We start from the raw sequence: 23971 nt of genomic DNA on the forward strand, positions 1-23971 counted from the left end.
GTAGGAGTCGCGAAATGGCGCCGCGGCGATTCGGCCCTTCCGATCGAGAGCGAGTGACGCTGCGCGTCGATGGCGACGACGTGCCCGCGCTGCGCGGTGAGCCGATCGCGATCGCGCTCGCAGCAGCGGGGCGTGTCGTGCTCGGTCGCAGCGTGAAGTACCACCGGCCTCGCGGTGCGAGCTGCTACGCGGGGCGCTGCGACGGTTGCTTGATGCGCGTCGACGGCGCGCCGAGCCGCATGACGTGTCGCGTGCCCGCCGAGCACGGCATGGTCGTCGAGACCCAGAACGTGCTCGGCACCGCGGAGATGGATCTGCTCGCCGCGACCGACTGGTTCTTCCCGGGCGGGATGAACCACCACGAGATGTTCACGTGGAGCAAGCCGGTGAACCGCGTGATGCAGAGCGTCGCGCGCCGCATCGCCGGTGTCGGCAAGCTGCCCGACGAGCCGAGCGCGCCGGTCGAGCCGCAGCGGCGCGAGTGCGACGTGCTGGTGATCGGCGCGGGCCCGAGCGGGCTCGCAGCGGCGGCGGAGTGTGCGCGGCTCGGGCTGCGGGTGATCGTCGCGGACGAGGAGACGCGCGCGGGAGGACACCTCGCGCACACGCCGGGCGTGGTGCGCACCGCGGAGGACGAAGCGCCGCTCGACGCGCGGGTCGTCGCGGAGCGGCTCGCGAACCGCGCCATCGAGCGGGGCGCGGAGCTCGCGCTCGGGTGCTCGGTGGTCGCGATCGACGACGAAGATCCGTCGGTGCTCGTCGCGCTGGCCGATGCGCCCGACGCGCTGGTGCGCGTCGAGGCGCGGCGCGTGATCGTCGCGCAGGGTCGGCACGAGGGCGCGTGGGCGTTCGAGGGCAACGATCTGCCCGGCGTGATCGGGAGCGACGCGGCGTGTCGACTGCTCGCCCACGGTGTGCTCCCGGGCGAGCGCGTGGTGATCGCGGGGCCGACGAGCGCGAGCGCACCGGGAAGCGCGCGGCTGCGTGCGCTCGCCGCGGCGCTCGAGGGCGCGGGCGCGAGCGTGATCGGGAACTTCGAGATCTCGGCGATCGAGCGGGCGCACGGGCGCGCCGGCATCGATCGCGTGGACGTGCGCACCGTCGGCGGCATCGAGTCGCTCGAGTGCGACGCGCTGGTGATCGCACCGCCGAGCAGCGCGGTGTACGAGCTCGCGTCGCAGGCCGGCGCCGACGTGGTGTGGCGCGAGGGCGGCTTCGAGGTCGACGCGTCGCACGACGACGGAGCGACGCGCTCGCCGCGCGTGCGGGTGATCGGTCGCGCATCGGGTGTTCCCTCGGTGCCCGCGGGGATCGCGCAGGGGATCGCGGCGGCGCGGGCGATCGCGCAGGAGTTGCAGCGATGAGCGACAAGATCCTGGCGTGTCGCTGCGAGGACGTGACGACGCACGAGATCGAAGAAGCGGTGCGCGCGGGACATCGCGATCTCGAGTCGCTCAAGCGCTACACCGGGTTCGGCACCGGGTGGTGCCAGGGCAAGCAGTGCGTCGCGCTCTGCGCGCGCCTGCTCGTCGAGCTCGGTGGCGATCCCCCCGACGCGCCGATCACGCCGCGCCCTCCGTTCCATCCGGTCTCGATCGCGCGGCTCGCGCGCTTGCTGCCCGAGGGGGACGAGTGAGCGCGCACTTCGAGCCGATCGCGGCGCCGCCCAAGCTGCTTCCCGATCGCGCCGACGTCGTGATCGTCGGCGGCGGGATCATGGGGCTCGCGATCGCGTGGAACCTCGCGCGCCTCGGACAGCAGCGCATCGTCGTCGTCGAGAAGAGCTACCTCTGCAGCGGCGCGTCGGGGCGCAACGGCGGAGGCGTGCGCGCGCAGTGGTCGAGCGAGACCAACGTGCGCCTGATGAAGCGCTCGATCGAGCTGTGCTCGGATTTCGCGACGAAGATGCGCATCAACGTGTGGTTCCGGCGCGGGGGATATCTGTTCCTCGCGCGGAGCGACGAGCGCGCGAAGCAGCTCGAGGAGAGCGCGCGGCTGCAGCGCGATCACGGCCTGCCGACGCGCATCGTCGATCGCGCGGAGATGAAGGAGATCGTCCCCGAGCTCGACGTCTCGCGCTTCGTCGCGGCGAGCTGGAACCCGCACGACGGAGTCGTGTTCCCGTGGCCCTTCGTGTGGGGCTACGCGCGCGCCTGCGAGAAGCTCGGTGTCGCGCTGCACACGCACACCGACGTGCGCGAGATCGAGACGACGAACGGACGCGTCAGCGGCGTGGTCACGTCGCGCGGGCGCATCGCGACGGATCGAGTGCTCGTGTGCGCGGGCGCGTGGTCTCCGGAGATCACGCGGATGGTGGGAGTCGAGCTGCCGAGTCATCCGCACCGACACGAGATCTGCTCGAGCGAGCCGCTCAAGCCGTTCTTGCGGCCACTGGTCGGTGATCTCGCGGACGGGCTCTATTTCTCGCAGTCGATGCGCGGCGAGATCGTCGGTGGGATCTCGAACGCGAAGGTGCCCGACGGAATCGATCAGCGATCGTCGCTGCGCTTCCTGGGCCTCTATTCACGTGCTCTGTCGCGCGCGATGCCGGTGCTCGGAGAGGTGAAGATCCTCCGTCAGTGGGCCGGCTGTTACGACATCACGCCGGATGGGAATCCGCTCGTCGGCGACGTCGACGAGGTGCCCGGCATGTACCTGATGAGCGGGTTCATGGGGCACGGCTTCATGATGGCGCCGGTGATGGGCGAGCTCTTCGCGCGCTGGCTCCTGCAGGGCGAGGAGCGGGAGCTCTTCGAGCGCTGGAACCTGCGCCGCTATCGCCTCGGCAAGCTGCTCAGCGAGACGATGATCCTCGGCTAGGCGATCAGCGCGACTTGCGCGACTTCGACTTGCGGCGCGGAGCCGTCGCCTTCGCGAGCGGCGCGAGCTCGTAGCTCTCGATCACCCACTGGCGCACTCGCTCTGCGGCCTCGCGACGATCGCCGACGTCGAGCCACTGCTCCATGTCGCGCACGAGCGTCGGAGGGCTCTCGTGGTACTCGCGGAGCTCGCTGGTGCGCTGTCGGGGCACGAATGGAGTATGGCCGCAGCGTGCACGCCCGCGCCAGAACGAGCGGCGCTCAGTCCAGCTGGAGTGCTCGCTGGCGGAGGGCCCGCACGGGAGCGTGCGGCGCACGCGGACGGGAGGGCCCTCCGCCGGCGAGCCGATTTTTTCGACACTCGCTCAGCGCGCGACCGGCGCGCGGAAGATGTCGAGCCCCGACGCGCCAGGGAGCACGCCGCTCGTGAAGTAGAGCGAGCCGTCCGAGCCGAGCTCGGGCGAGCAGGGATCGGCCGCGTCGAGCGCTTCGGTGTCGACGAAGATCGGCGGGCCCCACGCCGAACCTCCGCGCTGTGCGCACCAGATGTTGTACGAGCTCGACGCGCGGCCGAACGCGGGACGATCCGAGCACCACACGAGCGTGCGGCCGTCCGACGAGATCGCGGGCTGGGTGTCGTGGCTCGTGCTCGCGAGCTCGGTGATCTCGCTCGGCTCGTCGAACACGAGGCCGGTGGTGGTCCGGCGGGTCACGTAGAGGCGCGTCGGGCCTCCGCCGATGGGCTGGCGCGTGAAGTAGATCGTCACGCCGTCCGACGCGATCTCGGGGCCGCCGTCGTGATCCGGCGTGCTGAGCGCATCGATGCGCGTCGGCGTGAGGAACGTGTACGCGCGGTCGTCGAACACCGCGTGATAGAGGTCGAGGCCGCCGCCGCCGCCGGGACGATCGGACGCGAAGATCATCTCCCAGCCGTCGGGGCTCAGCGCGGGATCGACGTCGTCGGCGCTCGAGTTGATGACGGGATACGCGGTGACCGTGCCCCACGGGCCGTCGGAGGTGCCGCGCTCGACGCAGAAGAGGTCGCGACGCCCGACGCCACCCGGGCGGTTCGACGCGAAGCAGAGCACGCGACGGTTCCCGGTGATCGAGGGGCCGTCCTCCTGCCCGCTGGTCGCGACCGCGCCGACCCACTCCGGCGTGCCGAAGCGACAAGCAGCGGGCACTGGCGGACCGGCGTCGAGCTCCGTCCACGCCGCGTCGATCGTGGTCGCATCGACCGGCGCGGCGTCGTTCGCGGGCGTCGCGGCGTCGAAGGCCGTCTGGTAGCCGACTCGCCCGCACGCGGGCGCGAGGAGCACCACGACGACGAACGTGAGCGCACTGATCGATCGCCGCGCGAACTGCACCACAGCGAGCCGGAGCTTAAGATGTTCGTCCCCGCGCGTCGACGCCGACGCGCTCGCAAGCGCGATCGAGACGGCCTACGATCGGCGCGTGGGTGGGTGGCGCCGCGCTTCGTCGATCGGGCTCGCGATGTCGATCGCTGCGGGGTGTGGTGGTGCGCAGTCGCCCGACATCCGCGAGGTCGGCGCGCCGCAGGTGCACCAAGGTCGCGTCGTCGCGGCGCGCGGGCCCGTCGTGCCGCAGCGCGGTGACGCGTGCGTGGTCGAGGTGCTGCGGACCGACGACGCCTACTACAACTGCCGCATCCGCGTGGAGTGCGGCGGCGACATGGTCTACGGGCTCGCCGACGGTGGCTACAACGCGTGTTACCGGCAGGGCGAGGACCTCGTGTTCGCGCGTGATCGCAACGGCACGCGCGTCGACGGAGATCCGCGGCTCTACTTCGATCTCGCGGGCGGGCGCGTGTTCGTGAGCGACGACGCGCCCGACGTGGAGCTCGAGATCGATCTGAGCGGTCTGCCGCAGGACTACGAAGGTCCGAGCGCGCCGCCGCCCGACGCGATGCCGGGCGCGTGATCGACGGTCATCGCGCCGCGCGCACGTAGTCGAGGCGGTACCGCACCGGCGTGGAGAGGTACGAGCTCTCGACGGTGAAGTCGACGTGCAGGCGCGAGCCGTCGGGCTCGGTCGAGTAGAGCTGGTGCAGCTGCGAGCCCTCGCCCTCGTAGAGAAGCTCCAGCCAGCCGCCCTGGAGCCGCGGCGTGACGCGAGTGCCGCTCGAGACGCCGGTGACCTGCGCCGCCGCGCCGATCGCTCCGTCGACGACCCTCGTGCGGTTCGACTCGAGCGTGACCCGCACGCGCGAGCCCGTGAGCGAAACGAGCACGCGCCGCGGCGGCTGCATGTCGTTGCGGATGCGATCGCGCGCCATGCCCTGCAAGAGCTCGGGCAACGACGCGATGCGCGGCGCGAACGCGGCGTCGACCGTGCGCATCGCGCTCGCCGCATCGTCCTGGACCCACGTGCCCGCGAGCGTCGATGGCACCGTGCCCGACTGCGCGCGGCCGGGCCCGGGGAAGGCGCCCGCGGCGAGCGTCAGCGTGAGCGTGGCGAAGAGCGCGAGCGTCGATCTCATGGCGACCTCTATTTCGAGTCCAAGAGTCTCGTTTATGGGTTTGCTATATCGACGGCGCATGTCCTCCGTCAAGCAGGGCTCGCCCCGACGTGGTCGCCCGCGGAGCGACGTCGCGCGTCGAGCGATCCTCGAGGCCACGCGCGATCAGCTCGCGGAGCTCGGCTACGAGCGGCTGTCGATCCAGCGGGTCGCGGAGGTCGCGGGCGTGGGAAAGCAGACGGTGTATCGCTGGTGGCCGACCAAGCGAGAGCTGGTCGCCGAGTGCGTGCTCGAGGGCTACGTGCTGCCGAGCGGCTACGGGCCCGACGAGACGGGTGATCTCGGGGCCGATGCGGCGACGTGGCTCCGCGAGCTCGCCGCGCACTACGGTCGGCCGCCGCAGACGTCGCTGCTGCGCGCGCTCACCTCGGCCGCGGCGGAGAGCGACGAGGTCGCGTCGAAGCTGCTCGCGAAGTTCGTCGAGCCGTCTCGCTCGGCGCTCGTGGCGCGATTGACGGATGCACAGCGCGCGGGCCGAGTGCAGGCCGACGCCCCGCTCGCGCTCGTCGCGGAGGCGCTGATCGGTGCGCTGGTGTTCCGGGTGCTGAGCCGCGAGCCGGTCGACGCCGACGCGATGGGAAAGCTCGCCGAAGCGCTGTTCGCGGGCATCGAGCAGCGGCCCCGCGGGGCCACGAAGAAGACGACGAAGGCACGGCGCGCGCGCTGATCGGCCGCGCGCTGGCGTAGGCTGATCGCGTGGGGACGCTCCGGTCGACGTGCTCCGCGCTCGCGCTCGTGGTGCTCGCCGCGTGTGGTGCGGCGCGCCCGCACCCGGTCAACGCGGAGCACGTCGTCGTCGACACGATCGTCGAGGCGCACCGCGACGACGACGGGGACCGCATCGTCGAGGCGGACGATCGCTGCCCGCAGGACGCCGAGGATCTCGACGGCTTCGAGGACGACGACGGATGCCCCGAGCGCGACGACGATCGCGATCGCATCGTCGACGCCGACGATCTCTGCCCGCGCGAGCCCGAGACCTACAACGGGATGGACGACGAGGACGGCTGTCCCGATCACTGCACGCTGCCGCTCTACTCGTGCCCGATCCAGCCGCAGATCGCGCGCGTCTACTTCATCAAGGACTCGTCGCGCGTGGAGGGCGACACGCTCGTGCTCCTGCGTGCGCTCGCCGACACCATCGTCGGCAACCCACAGATCCCCGTCATCGAGCTGCATGGCCATGCAGGGCGCGAGGAGCGCGCGCCGGTGCGGCTCGCACGTCGTCGCGCCGAGCGCCTCCGCGACGAGCTCGTCGCGATGGGTGTCGATCCCGCGCGGCTCGTGATCCACGCGCACGGCGCGACGATGCCGATCACCGCCGGACGCACGCCCGCGGAGCGCGAGACGAATCGGCGCGTCGAGATCGTGCTCGATCCCTGAGCGTCAGCTCGACAGCCACGCGGGCGGGCTCGGATGCGCGACCGCGCGCACCGCGCCGAGCGAGAGCCGCACGGTGCGCGCTCGATCGGTGCGTCCGTCGAGTGTCCATCGCTCCTCGCGGCTCGCGTCGAGGCTCAGCACGAGGCCGTGCGCGCCGCGCGGGAGACTGAGCTCGCGCGCCTGGCCCGAGGCGTCCTTCCACAGCGCGACCTGACGCGGCTCGCTCTCTCCCGGCATCACCGAGCGCTCCATCATGCCGAGCGACGTCAGCGTGAGCACCGAGCTCCCCGGATCGTCGGCGAGCGCGCCCGCGTAACGACCGGGCCAGCGACGATCGAGCTGCGGTCCGTCCATGAGCACCGCGATCACCAGCGACGGGCCCATCGCGCGCAGCACCGGCTGCACCGGATCGATGCGCGCCAGGTCTTCGCACACGAGCACCGCGATGCTCGCGTCGGGTCGGAACACGTAGAGGCTCAGCTGTCGATCGTCGACGTCGATGTCCTCCCACCATCGACGCGCGGGATCGAGCGTGTGGCCGAGGTGGTATCGACGGATCTGCCCTTCGTCCAATCGCCAGCGATGGTGCTTGCTCTGCCACCAGTGGGTGCGCACCTCGCCGCCCTCGAGCAGCGATGCGAACACGAGGTTCCGCGGCGCGCCGCTCTTCGGATAGATCGCCGACGTGCCCGCGATGAAGAGCTCGAGCGAGGGCAGCTTCGCGAGCTCCTTCGCGACGCCGCGCACCGTGAGCGAGTCGAGCGCGAGCTCGGGCAGCACCACGCCGTGCACCTGACCGACCTCGCGCTCCGACACCCGCACGAGCTCGCGCACCAGGTCCGCCACGAACGCGACGCGATCCTTGTCCTTCTCGGGCAGCCACGTCTGCTTCACGCGGAAGTGACCGGCGCCGCTCGCGCCCTGCACCAGCGGGCCCGCCTCGATCGCATCGCCGCGCATGCGGTACGGGAACGGCACGCACAGCAGGTTGAACGGGCCCTGCGCGCGATCGAGATCGCCGACCATCCAGCGCGTCTCGATCTCGTGCTTCGCCGGCAGCAGCGCGACGTGGTGCGAGAGCGCGCGCATCGCGCAGCCGACCTGCGCGGCGCGCGACTTCGGCTGCACGCACGCGCGATCGTGCGGCACCGCGATGCAGAGCGAGACGCGCACGTCGGGGATCGCGCCCGCGCCACGACCGCTCGCACGGTGCTCTCCGGAGACGAAACGAAGGTGCTCCTCGAGCACGAACGAGGTGATCGGCGAGGGATGCTCGGGCGCGAAGCCGATCCCGTCGCACGCCTCGTCGGCGATCGCGAGCAGCTCGATCGCAGCGTCGGCGACGGCATCGCTCGTCTCGGGCCCGATGGGATCGTTCTCGCCCGCGATGATCGCTTCCCACGCCTTCTGCGCGTCGTCGGGCACGCGCATCTCGCTGCGCCAGCGTGCGCCCGCGGCGTCGGTGCGCGCGAGGTACTCGAGCCCGAAGTAGGGCGACCAGCGCGCGCCCGAGCCGCGCGGAAGACCACGCCCCGAGTAGCGGTCGCGGGTGTAGCAGGCCGAGCGCTCGACGATGGTGGCCGCGGCCGCGAACGCATCGGGTGGCCACACCGGGCACGAGGCGAGCGACGCGCTCGCGCTCCCGGGCACGGTCCCGACGGGAAGGACGTAACGGAGGAGATCGCCGACGGTCGGCATGAGAAGGACGCAGACGCTACAGCGGATGCGCTCCTGACGCGAAGCCAATCGCGCAGGACGTCGGCGCCTCACCGCGCATGTGCGCTGCATCGCGGTGCAGATCGAGTGAGCCGTGTTCCGGGGTGCCGTCCACTTACCCACCGTGGGCATCGAGCTACCGCGACACCTGCGGCTCGTCGGCACGGCGCAGGACGGCGCGGGCAGCGCGCAGGAAGACACACCATCGGAGGCGCGCCCCCCGATCGACACCGCATCGGCGTTCCGTCTCCACGGCAGCTACGTCACGCGCGTCGCGCTGCGCTTCCTGGGCCGCACCGCCGAGGTGGACGACCTCGTGCAGGACGTCTTCCTCGACGCGATCCGCGGCATCCACAAGCTGCGAGACGCCGAGGCCGCGCGACCGTGGCTCGCGCTGATCACGGTGCGCAAGGCGCGACGTCTCCTGCGGAAGCGCCGCGCGCGACGCGCATTCGGGCTCGACGAGGGCGCCGACTACACCGAGGTGGCCGACTCGCGCGCCTCGCCCGAGGAGCGCGCGCGGATCGCGGAGCTCTACCGCGTCCTCGACTCGATCCCGGCGAACGAGCGCCTCGCGTGGACGCTGCGTTATCTCGAGCAGGAGCCGCTCGATCGCGTCGCCGAGATCTGCGAGTGCTCGCTCGCGACCGCGAAGCGTCGAATCGCGGCCGCACACGCGGTGATCACCGAGGAGATCGGCGATGACTGATCGCTCGGAGCTGCGACGCACGATCGATGCGGCGCGCGAGCACGCGCTGCCGGCGTGGACCGACGCGCGCGGCGCGCAGCTCGCGGCGCGCGTCGATGCGCGACGACGAAGGCGCGCGGTGGCTCGCGTGGTGTCGGCGACCGGGCTCGTGCTCGCCGCAGCGGCGGCGTCGTTCTGGATGGTCGCGCGTGGAGAGGTGCCGGCACCGGTCGCGCGCGCCCCCGAGGTCGTCGCGCCCGCGCCCGCGGTGCTGCGCTTCGCCGACGGCTCGATCGCGACGCCGCTCGGCGACGACACCGAGCTCTTCGTCGATCGCATGGCGTCGGACGCGATCGAGCTGTCGCTGGTGCGCGGCGCGGCGCGCTTCGCGGTCACGCCCGGGCTGCCGCGGGCGTTCCGGGTGCGCGCGGGCACGGTCACGGTGTCGGTGATCGGCACCGAGTTCACGGTGACGCGCGAGGGCAGCGGCGCGATCGTCGAGGTCGATCACGGTCGCGTGCGCATCGAGTGGGAGCACGACGGGCGCGACGAGCTCTCGGCCGGCGAGCGCGGGGTGTACCCGCGCGCGCGCGTCGAGGCCGAGCCGACTGCGGTGCGCGACGAGCCGGCCGCGGCGCGAGCGCCGCGCGTGCGCACGTCGCGAGGACGCGAGCGCGCGGCCGAGCGCGAGGTCACGCCGGAGCCCGCGCCGGTGACGCCCGACTGGCGCGCGCTCGCTGCCGAGGGTCGCTACGACGACGGCTACGCGCTGCTGCTCGCCGACACCCGCGTGCTGCGCAGCGACGACGTCGGCACGCTGGTGTTCGCGGCGGACTGCGCGCGCTTGTCGGGGCATCCCGCCGAGTCGCTGCCGTATCTGCGCCGCGCGCTCGAGATCGGACGCGACGACGAGCGGGCGCCGCTGGTGTCGTTCACGCTCGGCCGCGTCCTCCTGCAGCAGCTCGATCGACCGGCCGAGGCCGCCGACGCGTTCGCGCAGGCACGCGCGCTCGCGCCCGAAGGATCGCTCGCACCGGACGCGCTCGCACGCGAGGTGGAGGCGAGCCATCGCGCCGGGCTCGCGGCGCGCGCGCGCGCCCTCGCCGAGGAGTACTTGCGACGTCATCCCGACGGCGTGCGCGCCGACGCGGTGCGCCGGTTCGGCGGCCTGGAGTAGCGACTGCTCCGCGCCGTCGTGCCGATCGTCGCGCTCCTCGCGCTCGCGCGGCCGGGCGCGGTGCGCGCACAAGCACGCGAGCGACCGAGCGTGTCGGTGTCGATCGCGGACAGCTGCGCCGAGCTCGACGCGGACGTGGTGCGGCACGTGCTCGAGGTCGAGCTCGGAGGCGATGCGGAGCTCGCATCGCCCGACGAAGCGAGCAGTCGCGTCGCGGTGCGCTGCGAGGGCACGCGCGCGCTGATCGAGATCGACGAGCGCCTCACGCACAAGGAGCTGCGCCGTGCGCTCGAGCTCGGCGCATCACGGGAGGCGAGCACGCGCATGGTCGGGCTCGCGATCGCGGAGCTGCTCGCGGCGTCGTGGCTCGAGCTCGGCACGCGCCACGAGGCGGTCGCGGAGACGGTCGGCGAGCCCGCGCGCGAGAGTGCCCTGCGGATCGTGCGCGAGCGATGGACGCTCACGATGCCGCAGCCGGACGCGCCGAGCGCGACGCGCGCGGGGCCGCTCGCGATCCGCGCCCTCGCGTCGGCGCGCCTCTCGGGCGGTGAGCCCCAGCACGTCGCGTTCGGTGGCGGGCTCGCGCTGAGCCTCGAGCTGCTCGCGCCGCTCGCGCTCGCGATCGATCTGCGCGCCGATCACGCACGCGATCACGTGTACGACGTGGGCGCGGTCGCGATCACTTCGGCGACGTTGGGCGCGATCCTCGCGGTGCGTCTGTCGCTGGGCGACGAGAACCTCCTCGAGCTCGGCGGCGGCGCGCGCGGCGGCGCCGGCTGGCTCGAGGGGCGCGCCGACGCGAGCGCGACGTCGGCGACGATCGTGGGCCCGATCTTCACGTTGCTCGGCGCGGCGAGCCTCGCGACGCGCATCACGCGCGCCGCGTACGTGCACGTCGGCGTCGAGCTCGGATGGGTCGTCGCGGGCATCTACGGGACGCTCGCGCCGGTCGGCGAGACCATCGCGCGCATCGGCGGGACGCACGTCGCGATCACGCTCGGCTTCGAGGTGCGACCCGAGCCGTGAAGAAACGAGTGAGCCACTTCCGGGGGACCCGTCCACTTCCCCGCTGGAGGTCTCGCTGCATGCGCCAACGGCCGCACGAACGCTCGCTCTCGTCGCTGCTCCTCACCGCGTGCGCGGTCGCGCTGTGCAGCGCGTGCTCGGACACCGGCGGACCGATCCTGATGATCGACGGCGGCGATCGACAGGACGGAGGTGCTCCGCAGATCGACGGCGGTGATCGCGAGCGGCCTCGTGTGATCGCGACGACGCCCGAGCGCGGCGCGACCGGCGTCGACGTCGCGACCGAGATCGCGGTGACGTTCAGCGAGCCGATGCACGACGCGAGCTCCGTCGCGATCGAGGCCGAGGGCACGCCGATCGCGATCGGATCGGAGACGTGGAGCGACGACGGCACGACGTTGACCATCGCGCCCGCGACGCCGCTCCCCGCGAGCTCGCACGTGCGCGTGGAGCTCGACGCGGAGCTCGCCGACCGCGCGGGCAACACGCTCGGTCTGCCCTTCGTGATCCAGTTCACGACCGAGGATCGCGCGGCTCCTCGCGTGATCGACAGCGAGCCCGGAGCGGGCGCGACCGGGCTCTCGGCGCGCCTCGACGCGATCACGATCACGTTCGACGAGCCGATGAACGCCAGCACGGGCGGCGTGCGCCTCGAGGGCGGCTCGGGCGTCGTGGGCGCGCTCTCGTGGATCGACGGACACACCGTGCGCGCGCCGCTCTCGGGGCTCGCGTACGAGACGAGCTATCGCGTGGTGCTCGAGGGCTTCGCCGACGTCGCGGGCAACGCGCTCGACGCGAGCGTCTACCTCGTCGAGGGTGCGATCCCGTTCGCGACCGGGGTCGATCGCGATGGGCCGCGCGTGACCGACGCGGTGCCCTCCGAAGACCAGGTGAACGTGTCGATCACGACGAGCGCGATCGTCGTCGAGTTCGACGAGGCGATGGACACGTCGATCGGGAGCGCGACGCTGCTCGCGGGCACGACGCCGCGCGCGCTCGCTGCGACGTGGTCCGACGAGGGAACGCGCGCGTCGTTCGCGCTCGCCGGGGCCGCGCTCGGGGTCGACGTCGCGCACGCGCTCGATCTCTCGTCGATGCGCGACGCATCGGGCAACGCGCTCGACGGCGCGACGTACCTCGGCGACGGCCACCTCGACTTCGAGACCGGCGCCGACGCGACGAACCCGCGCGTGCTCTTCAGCGATCCGCTCGAGGGCGCGACCGGCGTCGCCTCGTCGACCGCGTCGCTGCGCATCGTGTTCGACCAGTCGATGGACACCCGCGTCGCGTCGCTCGCGGTGACGCGCGACGGTGGGTCCTTCGACGCACCGGCGTCGTGGAACGCGGCGGGCACCCAGGTGCAGCTCGACGTGACCGGCCAGCTGGTGTCGGCCTCGGGCTTCCGCGTCGATCTCGGCGCGCTCACGAGCGCACGCGGGATGCTGCTCGAGCCCGGCCACTACCTCGGCGACGGCGCGCTCGACTTCTCGACCGCGACGCCGACCGGCGAGCGCTGCCGCGACGAGCTCACGATCTCCGAGGCCGTCGCGCGCACGATGGCGGGCGGCTACGAGTGGCTCCTCGGCGCCGATTCGGTGAGCGTGCACGACGGCAGCAATTCGTGCGCGACCGGCGGCGTGTCGGCGGACGCGGTGATCCGCTATCGCAAGGAGAGCGCGTCCGGCTCGAGCGGCGGTCGCTACCTGCGCGTGCGCGTGGTCGGCACCGCGTCCGCGACCGCGCGCATCGTGCTCGACGTCTATCGCGACGTCTGCGATCCGGTCGAGGCCGCCCGCACGTCGGCGCGCCTCACGTGCCCGCGCGATCGGCACGAGTGGGACACCTATCTCGACGTCGGCGCCGGCGACTATTTCGTGTGGGTCGCGACCGATCTCGGCACGCGTCCCTTCGAGGGCGCGCAGGTGATCATCGAGGAGGTCGCGGCGACGCCCGAGGGCGAGAGCTGCGCGGCGCCGTTCACCACGAGCTCGGCGGTGCACACCACGAGCGCGAACGGCGAGCACGTGTGGTCGGTGCCCGCGGGCGCGGTGGGCGGCGTCGACATGGCGATCCAGCCCGGCGCGCCCGGCACGATGGTCTGCGACGTCGACGGCCGTCAGGGCCCGGACGCGGTGTTCGAGATCGTCAAGACGTCGGATGACAGCGAGATCACCGGCGTGGTCTCGCCGATCGCGACGCCCTCGACGTCGATCGACGCGATCGACGTGCAGGTGCTCGACGCGTGTGATCCCCGCGCACCGGCGACGCGCTCGCTCGCCTGCTTCCACGGGCTCTGGGAGGGCACGACGACCAACGCGCCCGGCCCCCGCGCGTTCGACATCCGGGGCCCCGCGGGCACCTACTACGTCTGGGTCGCGACCGCGTACCCCAACATCGCGTCGGCGCGTCCTTCGCCCGCGTTCGAGCTGCGCACGCGCGAGCTCGTGCCCGGCGACGGCGAGAGCTGCGCGACCGCGATCGCGATCGGCGCGACCGGCTCCACGACGATCGCGCCGGCGAGCACCGCGAGCGTGTCGACCCCGTCGTGCGTCGAGCCGGGCACGAACGTGAGCTGGTACCGCTTCACCGCGAGCGAGAACGCATCGCTCGTCACCGCCGGCGCCGCGGGCGGGGTCGCGACCTTCGATCGCGCGAGCGGTCGCGAGCTGAGCTGCTCGCTCGACGCGCGCACACGCGCCGTCGCCGCGTTCGTCCGCGCGGGTGACGAGGTCTGCGTCGCGGTCGCGAACGGCGCGTCGATCGGTGCGCTCTCGATCGAGCCGGTCCCCTACACGGGCAACATGGGCGTGCCCACCGCGATCGAGCTCACGCCGCCGCTCGATCCCGAGGGCGATCCGATCACGCTGACCCTCGAGCGCTGGGTCGCGGTCACGCCGAGCTCGCTCTACCTCGGCGTCACGAGCGGCATGGTCGCGTTCCCGCGCAGCGGTGGGGGCGGCATCCACTACGCGCTGCCCGGTGATCAGCTCGGCACCGCGGGCATCGCGATCGGCGAGTCGCTCTTCACCATCGACGACTCGACGACCGCGGGCACCGCGACGCGACTGTGGAGGCTCGTCGGCGCGACCGGTGCGTTCGCGCCCGTCGCGTGGGATCCCGGCGCCGACTATCCGGCCGACGCGTTCGACTCGCTCTTCTTCGACGGCAACGATCTCTGGATCGCGAACGACGGCCGCTGGCTCGGCAGCACGCTCGAGATCCCGGTGACGTTCTCGCGCGTGTCGGCGACGTCGCCGGCCACGCCCGGGCCGGTCGTGACCGTGCCGGCGTTCGGCGACGTGATCGGCACCGCCATCGATCAGACGTGGATGTACGTCGCGGCGCGGCTCGGCATCGGCAGCACGGGCCCGGTCGGCGTGTACCGCGTCGAGCGCGCGAGCGCGGGCAGCGCGACGCCGCGGATCGAGCGCATCGCGGAGCTCTCGCTGCTGACGTCGGTGCGCCCGCTGGTGATCGACTCGCAGGTGCTCGCGCAGCACCTCTACTTCCGCGACACCGACGGCAACGTGCGGGTGATCGCAGGACCGGGCGGTGCGACCCCGCGCGACCTCGGCGTCCTGAGCGGCTTCGGCGACACCGACGACTTCACGCTCGCGCGCGATCCCGCGAGCGGCGCGCTCTTCCTCTTCGACTCCGAGAACGCGGCGCTCGGCCGCATCGTCCGCCTGGACTGAGGGAGCCCACGATGACCCAGCGTTCCTTCACCTGCGCCCTCGCGCTCGCGCTGCTCGCGCTCGCGGGATGCGGCGACGACGACACGACGAGCGACGCCGGCCTCGGCGACGCGGCCACGACCGACGCGATCACGGAGCTGCCCACCGCGCCGGTGGTGATCGCGACGATGCCGACCGACGGCGAGCGCGACGTCGCGCCCGACGCGACGATCCGCGTCCTCTTCTCGCGCCCGATGCGCCGCGACGCGGGCACCGTGTCGCTCGCGGGGCCGAGCGGGCCGATCGCGATCGACACCACGACCTGGAGCGACGAGGGCGACCTCCTCGAGATCACCCCGGCCGACGCGCTCGAGCCCGGCGCGACGATCACCGTCGACGTCGACGATGCGTTCGAGAGCACCGAAGGCGCGCCCCTCGCCGAGCCGACGAGCATCGCGTTCACCGTCGCCGACGTGGTCGCGCCGCGCGTGGTGTCGACGACGCCGACGGAGGACGCGACCGTCGAGATCGATCTCGGGGAGATCGTCGTGACGCTCAGCGAGCCCGTCGACGCGCGCACCGCGACCGCGCGGCTCGAGGGCCCGGGCGCCGCGACGCTCGGTGCACCGCGCTTCGACGGCATCGAGGTGACGCTGCCGATCACCGGCGCGCTCGAGCACGACGCGTCCTACCAGGTCGTGCTCGAGGGCTGGCGGGACGCCGCGGGCAACACGCTCGACGCGAGCGTGCTCGGCGACGACGGATCGCTCGACTTCGTCGTCGGGCCCGACGCGCGCGCGCCGTTCGTGATCGATGCGAGCCCCTCGGAGGGCCAGCTCGACGTGAGCGCCGCCGCCACGACGCGCGTGCTGATCGCGTTCTCCGAGCCGATGGACGAGACGCTCGGCGCGGCGACGCTGGTCGTCGGCGACGTGCGCACCGAGCTCGAGCAGCGCTGGGAGGACGGCGGCACGCGCCTCGTGCTCTCGGTGAGCGGCCTGCTCGCGCTCGAGGCCGCGCACCGCGTCGAGCTCGCGGGCTACGCCGATCGCTCGGGCAACACGCTCGACACGACGGTGCACCTCGGCGACGGCGCGCTCGACTTCACGACCGGCAGCAGCACGCCGCCCTACGTCTCGTACTCCACGCCCGAAGAAGGCCGCACCGACGTGCTCCCGGGCGCGGCGCGCGAGCTCGTCGTGGTGTTCAGCGAGGCGATGGACACCACGCGCACCACCGCGACGCTGGTGGGCGACGGACGCAGCGCGGAGCTCCACGGCACCTGGTCGATGTCGGGCACCACGCTCCGGCTCGACGCGTCCGCGGTGATCAACGCGGGCGCCTCGTACCAGCTCGATCTGCGCGGGTTCGAGGACGCGACGGGCGTACCGCTCGATGCGTCGCACGCGTACCTCGGCGACGGCGTGCTCTCGTTCGCGCTGGTCGCGCCGACCGGCGAGCGCTGCGGCGACGCGCTCACGCAGTCGGAGGGCGAGGCGCTGCCGAACGGACATCGCTGGACCCTCGGCGCGCTCGCGGTGATCGCGAACGACGGCAGCGCGTCGTGCGACACCGATGGGCACGGCAGCGACGTGGTCGTGCGCTACCGCAAGACGACGCCCGCGGCGGGCGCGCCGGGCGGCACCGTCCTCCACGTCCACGCCGCGATCGCGAACGCCGACCTCGACGTCGAAGTGCGCCAGGGCACCTGTGATCCGCGCGCGAGCGAGGGCCTGCGCGCGTGCCTGTGGCGCGGCGTGTTCAACGGCTCGGGCCGGCGCAGCGACGTCTGGGTCGACGGCGGCGAGGGCGAGTACTTCGTGTGGCTCGCGCAGGAAGCGCGCGAGTCGTTCCGCGGTGCGACGATCACGATCGAAGAGGTCGCGCTCCCGCCCGAGGGCGAGAGCTGCCTCGCGCCGCTCACGACCGCGAGCGCATCGCACTCGATCGGCCTGAACGGCGCGCACCAGTGGACGTTCGATCAGGGCGGGCTCGTCGGGCTCGATCGCGCGCTCACCCACACCGGCGCGGGCGCGCTCGCGTGCGACGCATCGGCCGAGATGAACCTCGACGGCGTCGTCGCGTACCGCAAGACGTCGAGCACGAGCCTGGTCACGGTGGAGGTCGACGCGACGACCTCGAGCAACACCGCGCCCGGCGTGAGCGTCGAGGTGGGCGACGCATGCGCGCCTTCGACGCCGGGGCGCAGCGTGCTCGCGTGCGAGGCCGAGGCCGACGAGCACCGCGGCACGACGACGACGCTCGACGGCCCGGCGCGCGATCTCTACGCGTGGATCGTCGCCAACAAGGGCTCGGGGATCCGCCGCCCGCTCCCCGCGACGACGCTGTCGATCGACGAGTTCGAGCCCGCGCCGGGCGACACCTGCGCCGGCGCGATCCCGATCGACGCGTCGACCACGAACGCGATCACGCCCGGGGGCCGACACCGCGCGTACGCGCCGTCGTGCCTCGCGGGAGGCAGCGGCGTGACGTGGTACCGCTACACCACGCGCGAGCAGCTCGGGATCGTCCGCACCACCACGCGTCACGTCGCGGCGATCGTCGATCGCGCGAGCGGTCGCACGCTGCGCTGCGGCGACGACAGCGGCACCGGCGCTGCGGTGATCGTGCCGCCCGGCACCGAGGTCTGCGTCGCGCTCACCTCGACGGGCACGGCCACGTCGCTCTCCGTCGACGAGATCGACTTCGACGGCGTGCTCGGCGCGGAGACCGAGCTCGGCATCACCGGCACCGGCACCCTCTCGCCGCGGTGGATCGCCGCGACCGACGCGGACCTCTGGGTGCGCCACTCGACCTCGGGCCTGCTGCGCGCGCCGCGCGCGGGAGGCGCGCCGTACACCTCGTCGACCGTCCCGACCACGACCGGCAACGCAGGCCTCCTCGCGCCGGACGGATCGATCGTCACGACCACGACCGCGACCACGTCGAGCGCAGCGCGCCTCGTGCGGATCGTCTCGACGAGCGGCACCGTGCTCGCCACCCCCGCGGCGATCGACACCGCGCCCACCGGCGGCTACCCGGCGCGCCGCGTCGACGCGCTCACGCTCGACGACACCGGGTTCCTCGTCGCGACCGTCGGTGATCCCGTCGTCTTCTATCGCATCCCGTTCGCGGGCGGACAGGCGGTCGAGATCGGTCGCAACGACGTGCTCACCGACGTCGCGGGCATGGCCGCCGACGCGACCTACGTCTACGTCGTCGGCACCGTCGCGGGCGTCGAGGGCGTGCATCGCCTCGCGCGCGCCGCGCTCGCGACCGCGTCGCAGGTGCCGGTGACGATCGCGTCGGGGATGGGGCTCGCCAACGATCGTGCGTCGATCGTCGTCGACTCCACGACCGACGCGGGTGCTCTCTACTTCCGCGCCGAGAGCCCCGCCGACGTATGGGTCGTGCTCGACCCCGCCGCGCCCACGCCGCGCTGGGCCGGACGCATCTGGACGGCGCGCGACAGCCGCGCCGACACCGGGCTCGCGTTCGACCCCGCGCGCTCGTCGCTCTTCCTCGTCGACACCTCGGACTCGAGCGGGCGCTGGCTGCGCCTCGACTGACCAGGGAATGATCATGCGCCGTTCGCACCTCTCCGCTCTCCTCGCATCGCTCGCACTCGCCGCGTGCACCGAAGGCGGGCCCTCGGCACCGGTCGACGCCGGCCACCTCGCGCCCGACGTCGGCACCGACGCCGGACCGCCCGTGTGCGAGACCGCCGGCTCCACGCTCGGCGCGGCCTGCACCGCCACGCACGAGTGCGACGACGGCTGCTTCTGCAACGGCGTCGAGCTCTGCAGCGAAGGCGTCTGCGTCGCGGGCGAAGCGCCCTGCGCCGACGAGCACGCGTGCACCGACGACGTGTGCGACGAGCGGGCGCGCACCTGCAGCGCGACCCCCCACGACGATCGCTGCGACGACGGCGTCTTCTGCAACGGCTTCGAGGTCTGCGACTTCGAGTTCGGCTGTCTCGGCGGCCTCCCGCCGAGCTGCGCCGACGGCGATCCCTGCACCACCTCGGCATGCGATCCCGCGCTCGATGCGTGCGTGCACGCCGCGCGCGACCTCGACGGCGACGGCGCGGCCGACGACCGCTGCGGCGGCGACGACTGCGACGACGATCCCACCACCGGCGCCCTCGCCTCCCCCGATCAGCCCGAGCAGTGCGGCAACGGGCGCGACGACGACTGCGACGGTCGCATCGACTTCTACCAGGACGACTGCACCGCGCCGAACGACGACTGCGCGAGCGCCGAGCTGCTGCCCGGCCCCGGCACGTTCGTGCGCACCACGCTCGGCGCGACCGACGACGTCCCGCTCGCGTGCGCGCCGACCGGCAACGACGTCGTGTTCCGGGTGCGCCTCGATCGCTCGCAGGACGTGAGCGTCGCGGTCGTGCCCGAGGTCGGCTCGGCCGCGGTCGCGGTTCGTCCCTTCGGCGCGTGCGAGAGCGGCCCCGAGCTCGCGTGCGCCGCAGGCGCGGCGATCGCCCGCAACCTCGCGCCCGGCGACTACGCGATCGTCGTGCGCAGCGGCAGTGCGTCGCGCTTCGAGCTGACGGTCAGCTACGCCGCGCCCACGCCCGTCGGCTCGACCGATCTCTGCCAGGCGAGCGCGGTCGACGTCTCGGGAGGCGGCACCTTCACGGGCCTCTTCGCGAACACCCGCGACGACTACGCGCTCTCGTGCCGGCCGACGGCCACCTCGCGCGACGCCGCGTACCGCCTCGAGCTCACCGAGACGAGCGACGTCACGCTGATCGCGACCACCACCGGCGGCGGCGCGACCTCGACCTACCTCGCGCTCACCCGCGACTGCTACGCGCCCGCGACCACGCTCGCCTGCGTGCAGCGCGCGTCGGCGGAGATCGTCCGGCGCACGCTCGAGCCCGGCACCTACTACGTGCTGCTCGAGTCCGCGGCGGCGGCCGCGACCAGCTGGACCCTCTCGGTCGACGTGCGCCCCGCGATCCCGCGCAACGACGGCGACGCGTGCACGACCGCGGTCGACATCACGAACACCACCGCGACGCTGCCGCTCTCGATGCTCTCGCTCGACACCGGCACGACGTGCGGCGGCGCGCCCGCGACCTCGCGCGACGCGAGCTTCACGTTCAGCACCACCGCCGAGCAGGACGTCGTGCTGCACACCACGGTGGGCAGCCCGCACTTCCTCGCGGTGAGCCGCACCTGCGGCGATCTCCGCACCGAAATCTTCTGCACGAGCGGCACGCCGACCATCGATCACCGCTTCGTGCGACTGCCCGCGGGCACCTACCACGTGACCGTCTCGACCTCGGTCGCGTCGGGCGATCTCACCGCGTCGGCGCGCATCGAGCCGCCGACCACGCCGCCCACCAACGACACCTGCGCGAGCGCGAGCACGCTCGAGGATGCGGTGCCGCTGCGCTCCGATCTCACCGCCGCGAGCGACGACGTCGCGTCGTGCGGAGGCGCCGGCGCGCGCGACACGCTGCACCGCTTCGTGCTCACCGAGCGCCGCGAGGTGACGCTGATCGCGCGCCGCACCGACGGCTCGGGCGAGCTGCTCTCGCTCGGCCTGCGTGGCGCCTGCGAGGGCACGACCGATCTCGCCTGCGCGCCCGGAGCGCCCGCGGTCCTCAGCCGCACCCTCGACCCGGGCACCTACTACGCCGTCGTCGAGTCGAGCCCCGCCGCCGCGGGCTCGTACGCCCTGACCCTCTACCTCGCGGCCCCCTGACTCCGAGGCTCGATCTCCATGAAGCACCGCATCGTCCTCGCGCTCTGCCTCGCGCTCGCGCTGCCCGCCTGCGAGGGAGCGCCCCAGCCGGTCGACGACGGCGGCATCGCCGATGCCGACGGCGACTCGATCCGAGACGACCACGAGCGCACCGGGTTCTTCGACGCCGACACCGACGGCGACGGCACCTTCGATCACCTCGACGACGACTCCGACGACGACGGAGTCCCCGACTCGTTCGAGGCCGGCGACGACGATCCCGCGACCCCACCGGTCGACTCCGATCTCGACGGCATCCCCGACGTGCGCGATCCCGACTCCGACGCCAACGGCGTGCCCGACGGCCGCGAAGGCCTCGGCGACGGCGACGGAGACGGCATCCTCGACTTCGCGGACCTCGACGACGACGGAGACGGCATCGACGACGCGCGAGAGATCGGCAGCGCCGACTTCCCGACCGACGCCGACGCCGACGGGCGCCCCGACTTCCGCGACCCCGACAGCGACGGCGACACGATCCTCGACGGCCACGAGGGCTTCTCCGACGTCGACGGAGACGGCACCCAGGACCGCTTCGACGACGACAGCGACGGCGACGGCGTGAGCGATCGCGACGAGGCCGGCGACGACGATCTCTTCTCGCTGCCGGTCGACACCGACGACGACGGCGTCGCGGACTTCCGCGATCGCGATGCCGATGGCGACGGCCTGCCCGACGGCACCGAGGTCGAAGAGGGCACCGACCCGACCGTCGCCGACAGCGACGGCGACGGCGTGTCCGATCTGATCGAGGTCGGCGCCGGCACCGACGCGCTCGACGCATCGGTGAGCCCGCGCACCCGCGGTGACTTCGTGTTCGTCGTGCCGTTCCGCGAGACCGCGCAGCCGCCGCGCGACACGCTCTCGTTCCGCACCAACATCGCCTACGCGGACGTGTACTTCCTCTTCGACACGACCGGCTCGATGACGGGCGAGATCGACGCGATGCGCAGCGCGGTGCAGGGCATCCTCGAGAGCCTCACCTGCGAGGACCTGCGCACGCTGTGCAACGCCGACGCGCAGTGCGGCCCCGGCGCCGCGTGCGGCCCCGGCGGCACGTGCATCACCGATCCCCGCACCACGGGCTGCATCGCGAGCCTCTGGACCGGCGTCGGTGGGTACGGCGGATCGCCCGACTCGTACCGCAACTTCCTCTCGCTCCAGGCGAGCCCGACCGAGACGCGCCGTCGCCTGCCCGGCGTGGGCGCCGCGGGCGGTGGTGGCGACGAGTCGGTGTTCCAGTCGGTCGCGTGCGTCGGCGATCCCACGGTGTGCCGCAACGCCGACTGCGATCTCGGCGGCATCGGCTGTCCGGCGTTCCGACGCGACGCGCTGCGCACGCTCGTGCTGATCGGCGACGAGAAGAACGGCTGCACGACGTGCGGCGTGACCGCGAACGGCGCGGGCGCGCGCCTGCGCGCCGAGGACATCGTGATGCTCGCAATCGACGCCGACGCCGCCGGCACGCCGCGCGAGGACTTCCACGCGCTCCTGCGCGCGTCGGGGTCGGTCGACGCGTCGGGCGCGCCCTACTACGTGAGCGCGACCGAGGGCGCGGTGGTCGACGCGGTGAGCGACTCGATCCGCACGCTGGTCGATGGCTATCCGCAGTTCGTCGCGATCGACGCGGGCGATCTCCCGTTCGACGACGGCGACGCGCTGCAGTTCATCGATCACCTCGAGGTGAACACGAGCGGCACCGGCGCGTGCACCGCCGTGAGCTCGACGTCGGACACCGATCGCGACGGCCACGCGGACGCGTTCTCGGGCGTGCCGGCAGGCGTCTCGGTGTGCTGGGACGTCGTCGTGCGCGACAACGATCGGGTGCGCGCCGAAGGCCGCCCGCTGGTGTTCCACGCCCAGCTCACGGTCCGCGGCGATGCCTCGGTGCTCGACCGCCGGGTGATCTACTTCTTGGTCCCGCCGATCATCGAGCCGCCGATCTTCGGGTGAGGCTCGACGACACGTCGGCTCAGGGATCGACATCGCACCGCGCGGTGGTCTCGCCGAGCGCGTGACCATCGCTCGGATCGAAGCGGAGAACACGATCAGAGTGCGCGGCGTCGAGCACGCGTTGGCCGACCGCGCCATCGACGAGCAGGCCACAGAGCCATCCCTGGCCGGACGTCGGCACGTCCCACCGCGGCGCGAACGCCTCGTCGAGCAGCACCAGGCGACGCTCCTCGGCGCGACGTACCACGAGGAGCGTGCCGCGCGGCGTGTCCACGCACTCGTGGAGCTCACCTTCGAGCCCGGTGTCGATCACGTCGCGCGTTCCTCGTCGTCGTCGCGCGATCCCGTCGGACGTCTGCCAACCGAGCATCGTCGGTGTCGAGCACCAGACGTCGGGCAGCGGATCGGGCGGGAGCGCCACGCCGGTGTCGGCGTCGAGCACGCGGCCTTGGAAGACGAGCTCACCACCCCGCGCCGCTGGCCAGTTGGGCATGCGACCCGGCTCGCCAAACACACGCCACGTCTCGCGACCATCGGCGAGCGAGACCCTGCGGATCGCGCCGTCGTGCGATTCGAAAAGCGCTGTCTCGGAGATCACGACGCGCGCGCGAGCGTCGAACGCGCGCAGCTGGAAACGTGGCTCGCCGTCGTCGAGTCGCAGCGCAACGTGCTCGGCGGTCCAATCGTCGTGGTGCAGCTCGACGACGATCACGCCGTCCGCCACGCGTGAGCTCACGAACCCGGCGAAGTCTCCGATCCCCCCGAGCGACGTCGTCCACACGGGCTCACCGCTCGCCGTCGTTCGTTCGATCAAGAACTCGTCGCCGCCCGGCAGGTGCAGGCGGCGGTACAGCGTGATCGCGCCACCGTCGTCGAGATGCGCGCGATCGCGCGACCCGAGCCGCTCGTGCCGCACGAACACGACGTACCACCCGATCGTGCACAGCAAGCTCACCACCGAGAGGCCACCGACGCACCCGAGCAACCCCGGCGACATACGGCGCTTCATCGCGCGCGCAGCATCGCACGCATCAATTCCCGCGCGAAGCGCGCACACGCGCGCAGCGCGGTGCGACTCGCGAGCGTCCGGGCCGCGGCGAAGCGCGGACCGGTCGCGAGCTCTCCCCAGCCTCACCCAGCACGGGGGCGAGCCGCGTCGCGGGCGCGGGGTGGAGGGGCTGGCGGGCCCACGCAGCGGGGCGGGTAGACGGCAACGCGAGATCGTCACGC

18 protein-coding genes are annotated in these 23971 nt (G+C 72.8%); 13 read left to right on the plus strand and 5 right to left on the minus strand.

Annotation, left to right across the window (positions count from 1 at the left end; genetic code table 11):
* Window positions 1–14 precede the first annotated feature (14 nt).
* Genes I5071_RS24770 through I5071_RS24780 form a run of 3 tightly spaced genes read left to right on the plus strand, consistent with a single transcriptional unit; the run spans window position 15 to window position 2820 of the window.
* A complete protein-coding gene (locus tag I5071_RS24770) occupies window positions 15–1364 on the plus strand; it encodes a 2Fe-2S iron-sulfur cluster-binding protein (protein ID WP_236515293.1) in 1350 nt (449 codons plus the stop codon).
* The gene (locus tag I5071_RS24775) at window positions 1361–1636 is read left to right on the plus strand and encodes a (2Fe-2S)-binding protein (protein ID WP_236515294.1); all 276 of its coding nucleotides are present in this window, start codon (window positions 1361–1363) and stop codon (window positions 1634–1636) included. Before I5071_RS24770 ends, I5071_RS24775 begins: the two co-directional genes overlap by 4 nt.
* Window positions 1633–2820, plus strand: coding sequence for an NAD(P)/FAD-dependent oxidoreductase (locus tag I5071_RS24780; protein ID WP_236515295.1), 1188 nt, complete (start codon window positions 1633–1635; stop codon window positions 2818–2820). The genes I5071_RS24775 and I5071_RS24780 overlap by 4 nt, the downstream gene beginning before the upstream one ends.
* A 4-nt stretch (window positions 2821–2824) precedes the next feature.
* On the opposite strand, the gene I5071_RS24785 is transcribed toward I5071_RS24780, so the two are convergent.
* Window positions 2825–3031 carry a hypothetical protein gene (locus tag I5071_RS24785; protein ID WP_236515296.1) on the minus strand — a complete coding sequence of 69 codons (207 nt, stop codon included), beginning with the start codon at window positions 3029–3031 and terminating at the stop codon, window positions 2825–2827.
* Window positions 3032–3184: 153 nt separating this feature from the next.
* Complete coding sequence (locus I5071_RS24790; protein ID WP_236515297.1) at window positions 3185–4186, minus strand: TolB family protein; 1002 nt, start codon at window positions 4184–4186, stop codon at window positions 3185–3187.
* Window positions 4187–4274: 88 nt separating this feature from the next.
* Between I5071_RS24790 and I5071_RS24795 the strand changes: the two genes are divergently transcribed.
* On the plus strand, window positions 4275–4760 hold the full coding sequence (locus I5071_RS24795) for a hypothetical protein (RefSeq protein WP_236515298.1): 486 nt from the start codon (window positions 4275–4277) through the stop codon (window positions 4758–4760).
* A gap of 7 nt (window positions 4761–4767) precedes the next feature.
* Here the strand turns inward: I5071_RS24795 and I5071_RS24800 are convergent, their stop codons facing one another.
* Window positions 4768–5319, minus strand: a complete 552-nt coding sequence (locus I5071_RS24800) for a hypothetical protein (protein ID WP_236515299.1) — start codon at window positions 5317–5319, stop codon at window positions 4768–4770.
* Between the two features lie 58 nt (window positions 5320–5377).
* On the opposite strand from I5071_RS24800, the gene I5071_RS24805 reads away from it, so the two are divergent.
* A complete protein-coding gene (locus I5071_RS24805) occupies window positions 5378–6025 on the plus strand; it encodes a TetR/AcrR family transcriptional regulator (RefSeq protein ID WP_236515300.1) in 648 nt (215 codons plus the stop codon).
* A gap of 29 nt (window positions 6026–6054) precedes the next feature.
* Entirely contained in the window at window positions 6055–6741 is a 687-nt protein-coding gene (locus I5071_RS24810) for an OmpA family protein (protein WP_236515301.1), read from the plus strand.
* A 3-nt stretch (window positions 6742–6744) separates the two neighbouring features.
* Here the strand turns inward: I5071_RS24810 and I5071_RS24815 are convergent, their stop codons facing one another.
* Window positions 6745–8439, minus strand: coding sequence for a hypothetical protein (locus I5071_RS24815; protein ID WP_236515302.1), 1695 nt, complete (start codon window positions 8437–8439; stop codon window positions 6745–6747).
* Window positions 8440–8551: 112 nt separating this feature from the next.
* On the opposite strand from I5071_RS24815, the gene I5071_RS24820 reads away from it, so the two are divergent.
* The 7 genes from I5071_RS24820 to I5071_RS24850 are packed head-to-tail and all read left to right on the plus strand — an operon-like array spanning window position 8552 to window position 22741.
* Window positions 8552–9166 carry an RNA polymerase sigma factor gene (locus tag I5071_RS24820; protein WP_236515303.1) on the plus strand — a complete coding sequence of 205 codons (615 nt, stop codon included), beginning with the start codon at window positions 8552–8554 and terminating at the stop codon, window positions 9164–9166.
* Window positions 9159–10322 (plus strand): FecR family protein, encoded by a 1164-nt coding sequence (locus tag I5071_RS24825; protein WP_236515304.1) that lies wholly within the window; start codon window positions 9159–9161, stop codon window positions 10320–10322. Before I5071_RS24820 ends, I5071_RS24825 begins: the two co-directional genes overlap by 8 nt.
* A gap of 18 nt (window positions 10323–10340) precedes the next feature.
* Entirely contained in the window at window positions 10341–11348 is a 1008-nt protein-coding gene (locus I5071_RS24830; protein ID WP_236515305.1) for a hypothetical protein, read from the plus strand.
* 59 nt (window positions 11349–11407) lie between these two features.
* Complete coding sequence (locus I5071_RS24835; RefSeq protein WP_236515306.1) at window positions 11408–15043, plus strand: Ig-like domain-containing protein; 3636 nt, start codon at window positions 11408–11410, stop codon at window positions 15041–15043.
* 11 nt (window positions 15044–15054) lie between these two features.
* Window positions 15055–18591: an Ig-like domain-containing protein gene (locus I5071_RS24840; RefSeq protein ID WP_236515307.1), complete on the plus strand. Its 3537-nt coding sequence runs from the start codon at window positions 15055–15057 to the stop codon at window positions 18589–18591.
* Window positions 18592–18604: 13 nt separating this feature from the next.
* The gene (locus tag I5071_RS24845; RefSeq protein ID WP_236515308.1) at window positions 18605–20749 is read left to right on the plus strand and encodes a hypothetical protein; all 2145 of its coding nucleotides are present in this window, start codon (window positions 18605–18607) and stop codon (window positions 20747–20749) included.
* A gap of 18 nt (window positions 20750–20767) precedes the next feature.
* Entirely contained in the window at window positions 20768–22741 is a 1974-nt protein-coding gene (locus I5071_RS24850) for a hypothetical protein (RefSeq protein WP_236515309.1), read from the plus strand.
* 19 nt (window positions 22742–22760) lie between these two features.
* Here I5071_RS24850 and I5071_RS24855 read toward each other — a convergent pair whose 3' ends face one another.
* Complete coding sequence (locus tag I5071_RS24855) at window positions 22761–23798, minus strand: hypothetical protein (RefSeq protein WP_236515310.1); 1038 nt, start codon at window positions 23796–23798, stop codon at window positions 22761–22763.
* Between the last annotated feature and the right edge of the window lie 173 nt (window positions 23799–23971).

The organism is Sandaracinus amylolyticus (assembly GCF_021631985.1).
GTDB lineage: Bacteria > Myxococcota_A > Polyangia > Polyangiales > Sandaracinaceae > Sandaracinus > Sandaracinus amylolyticus_A.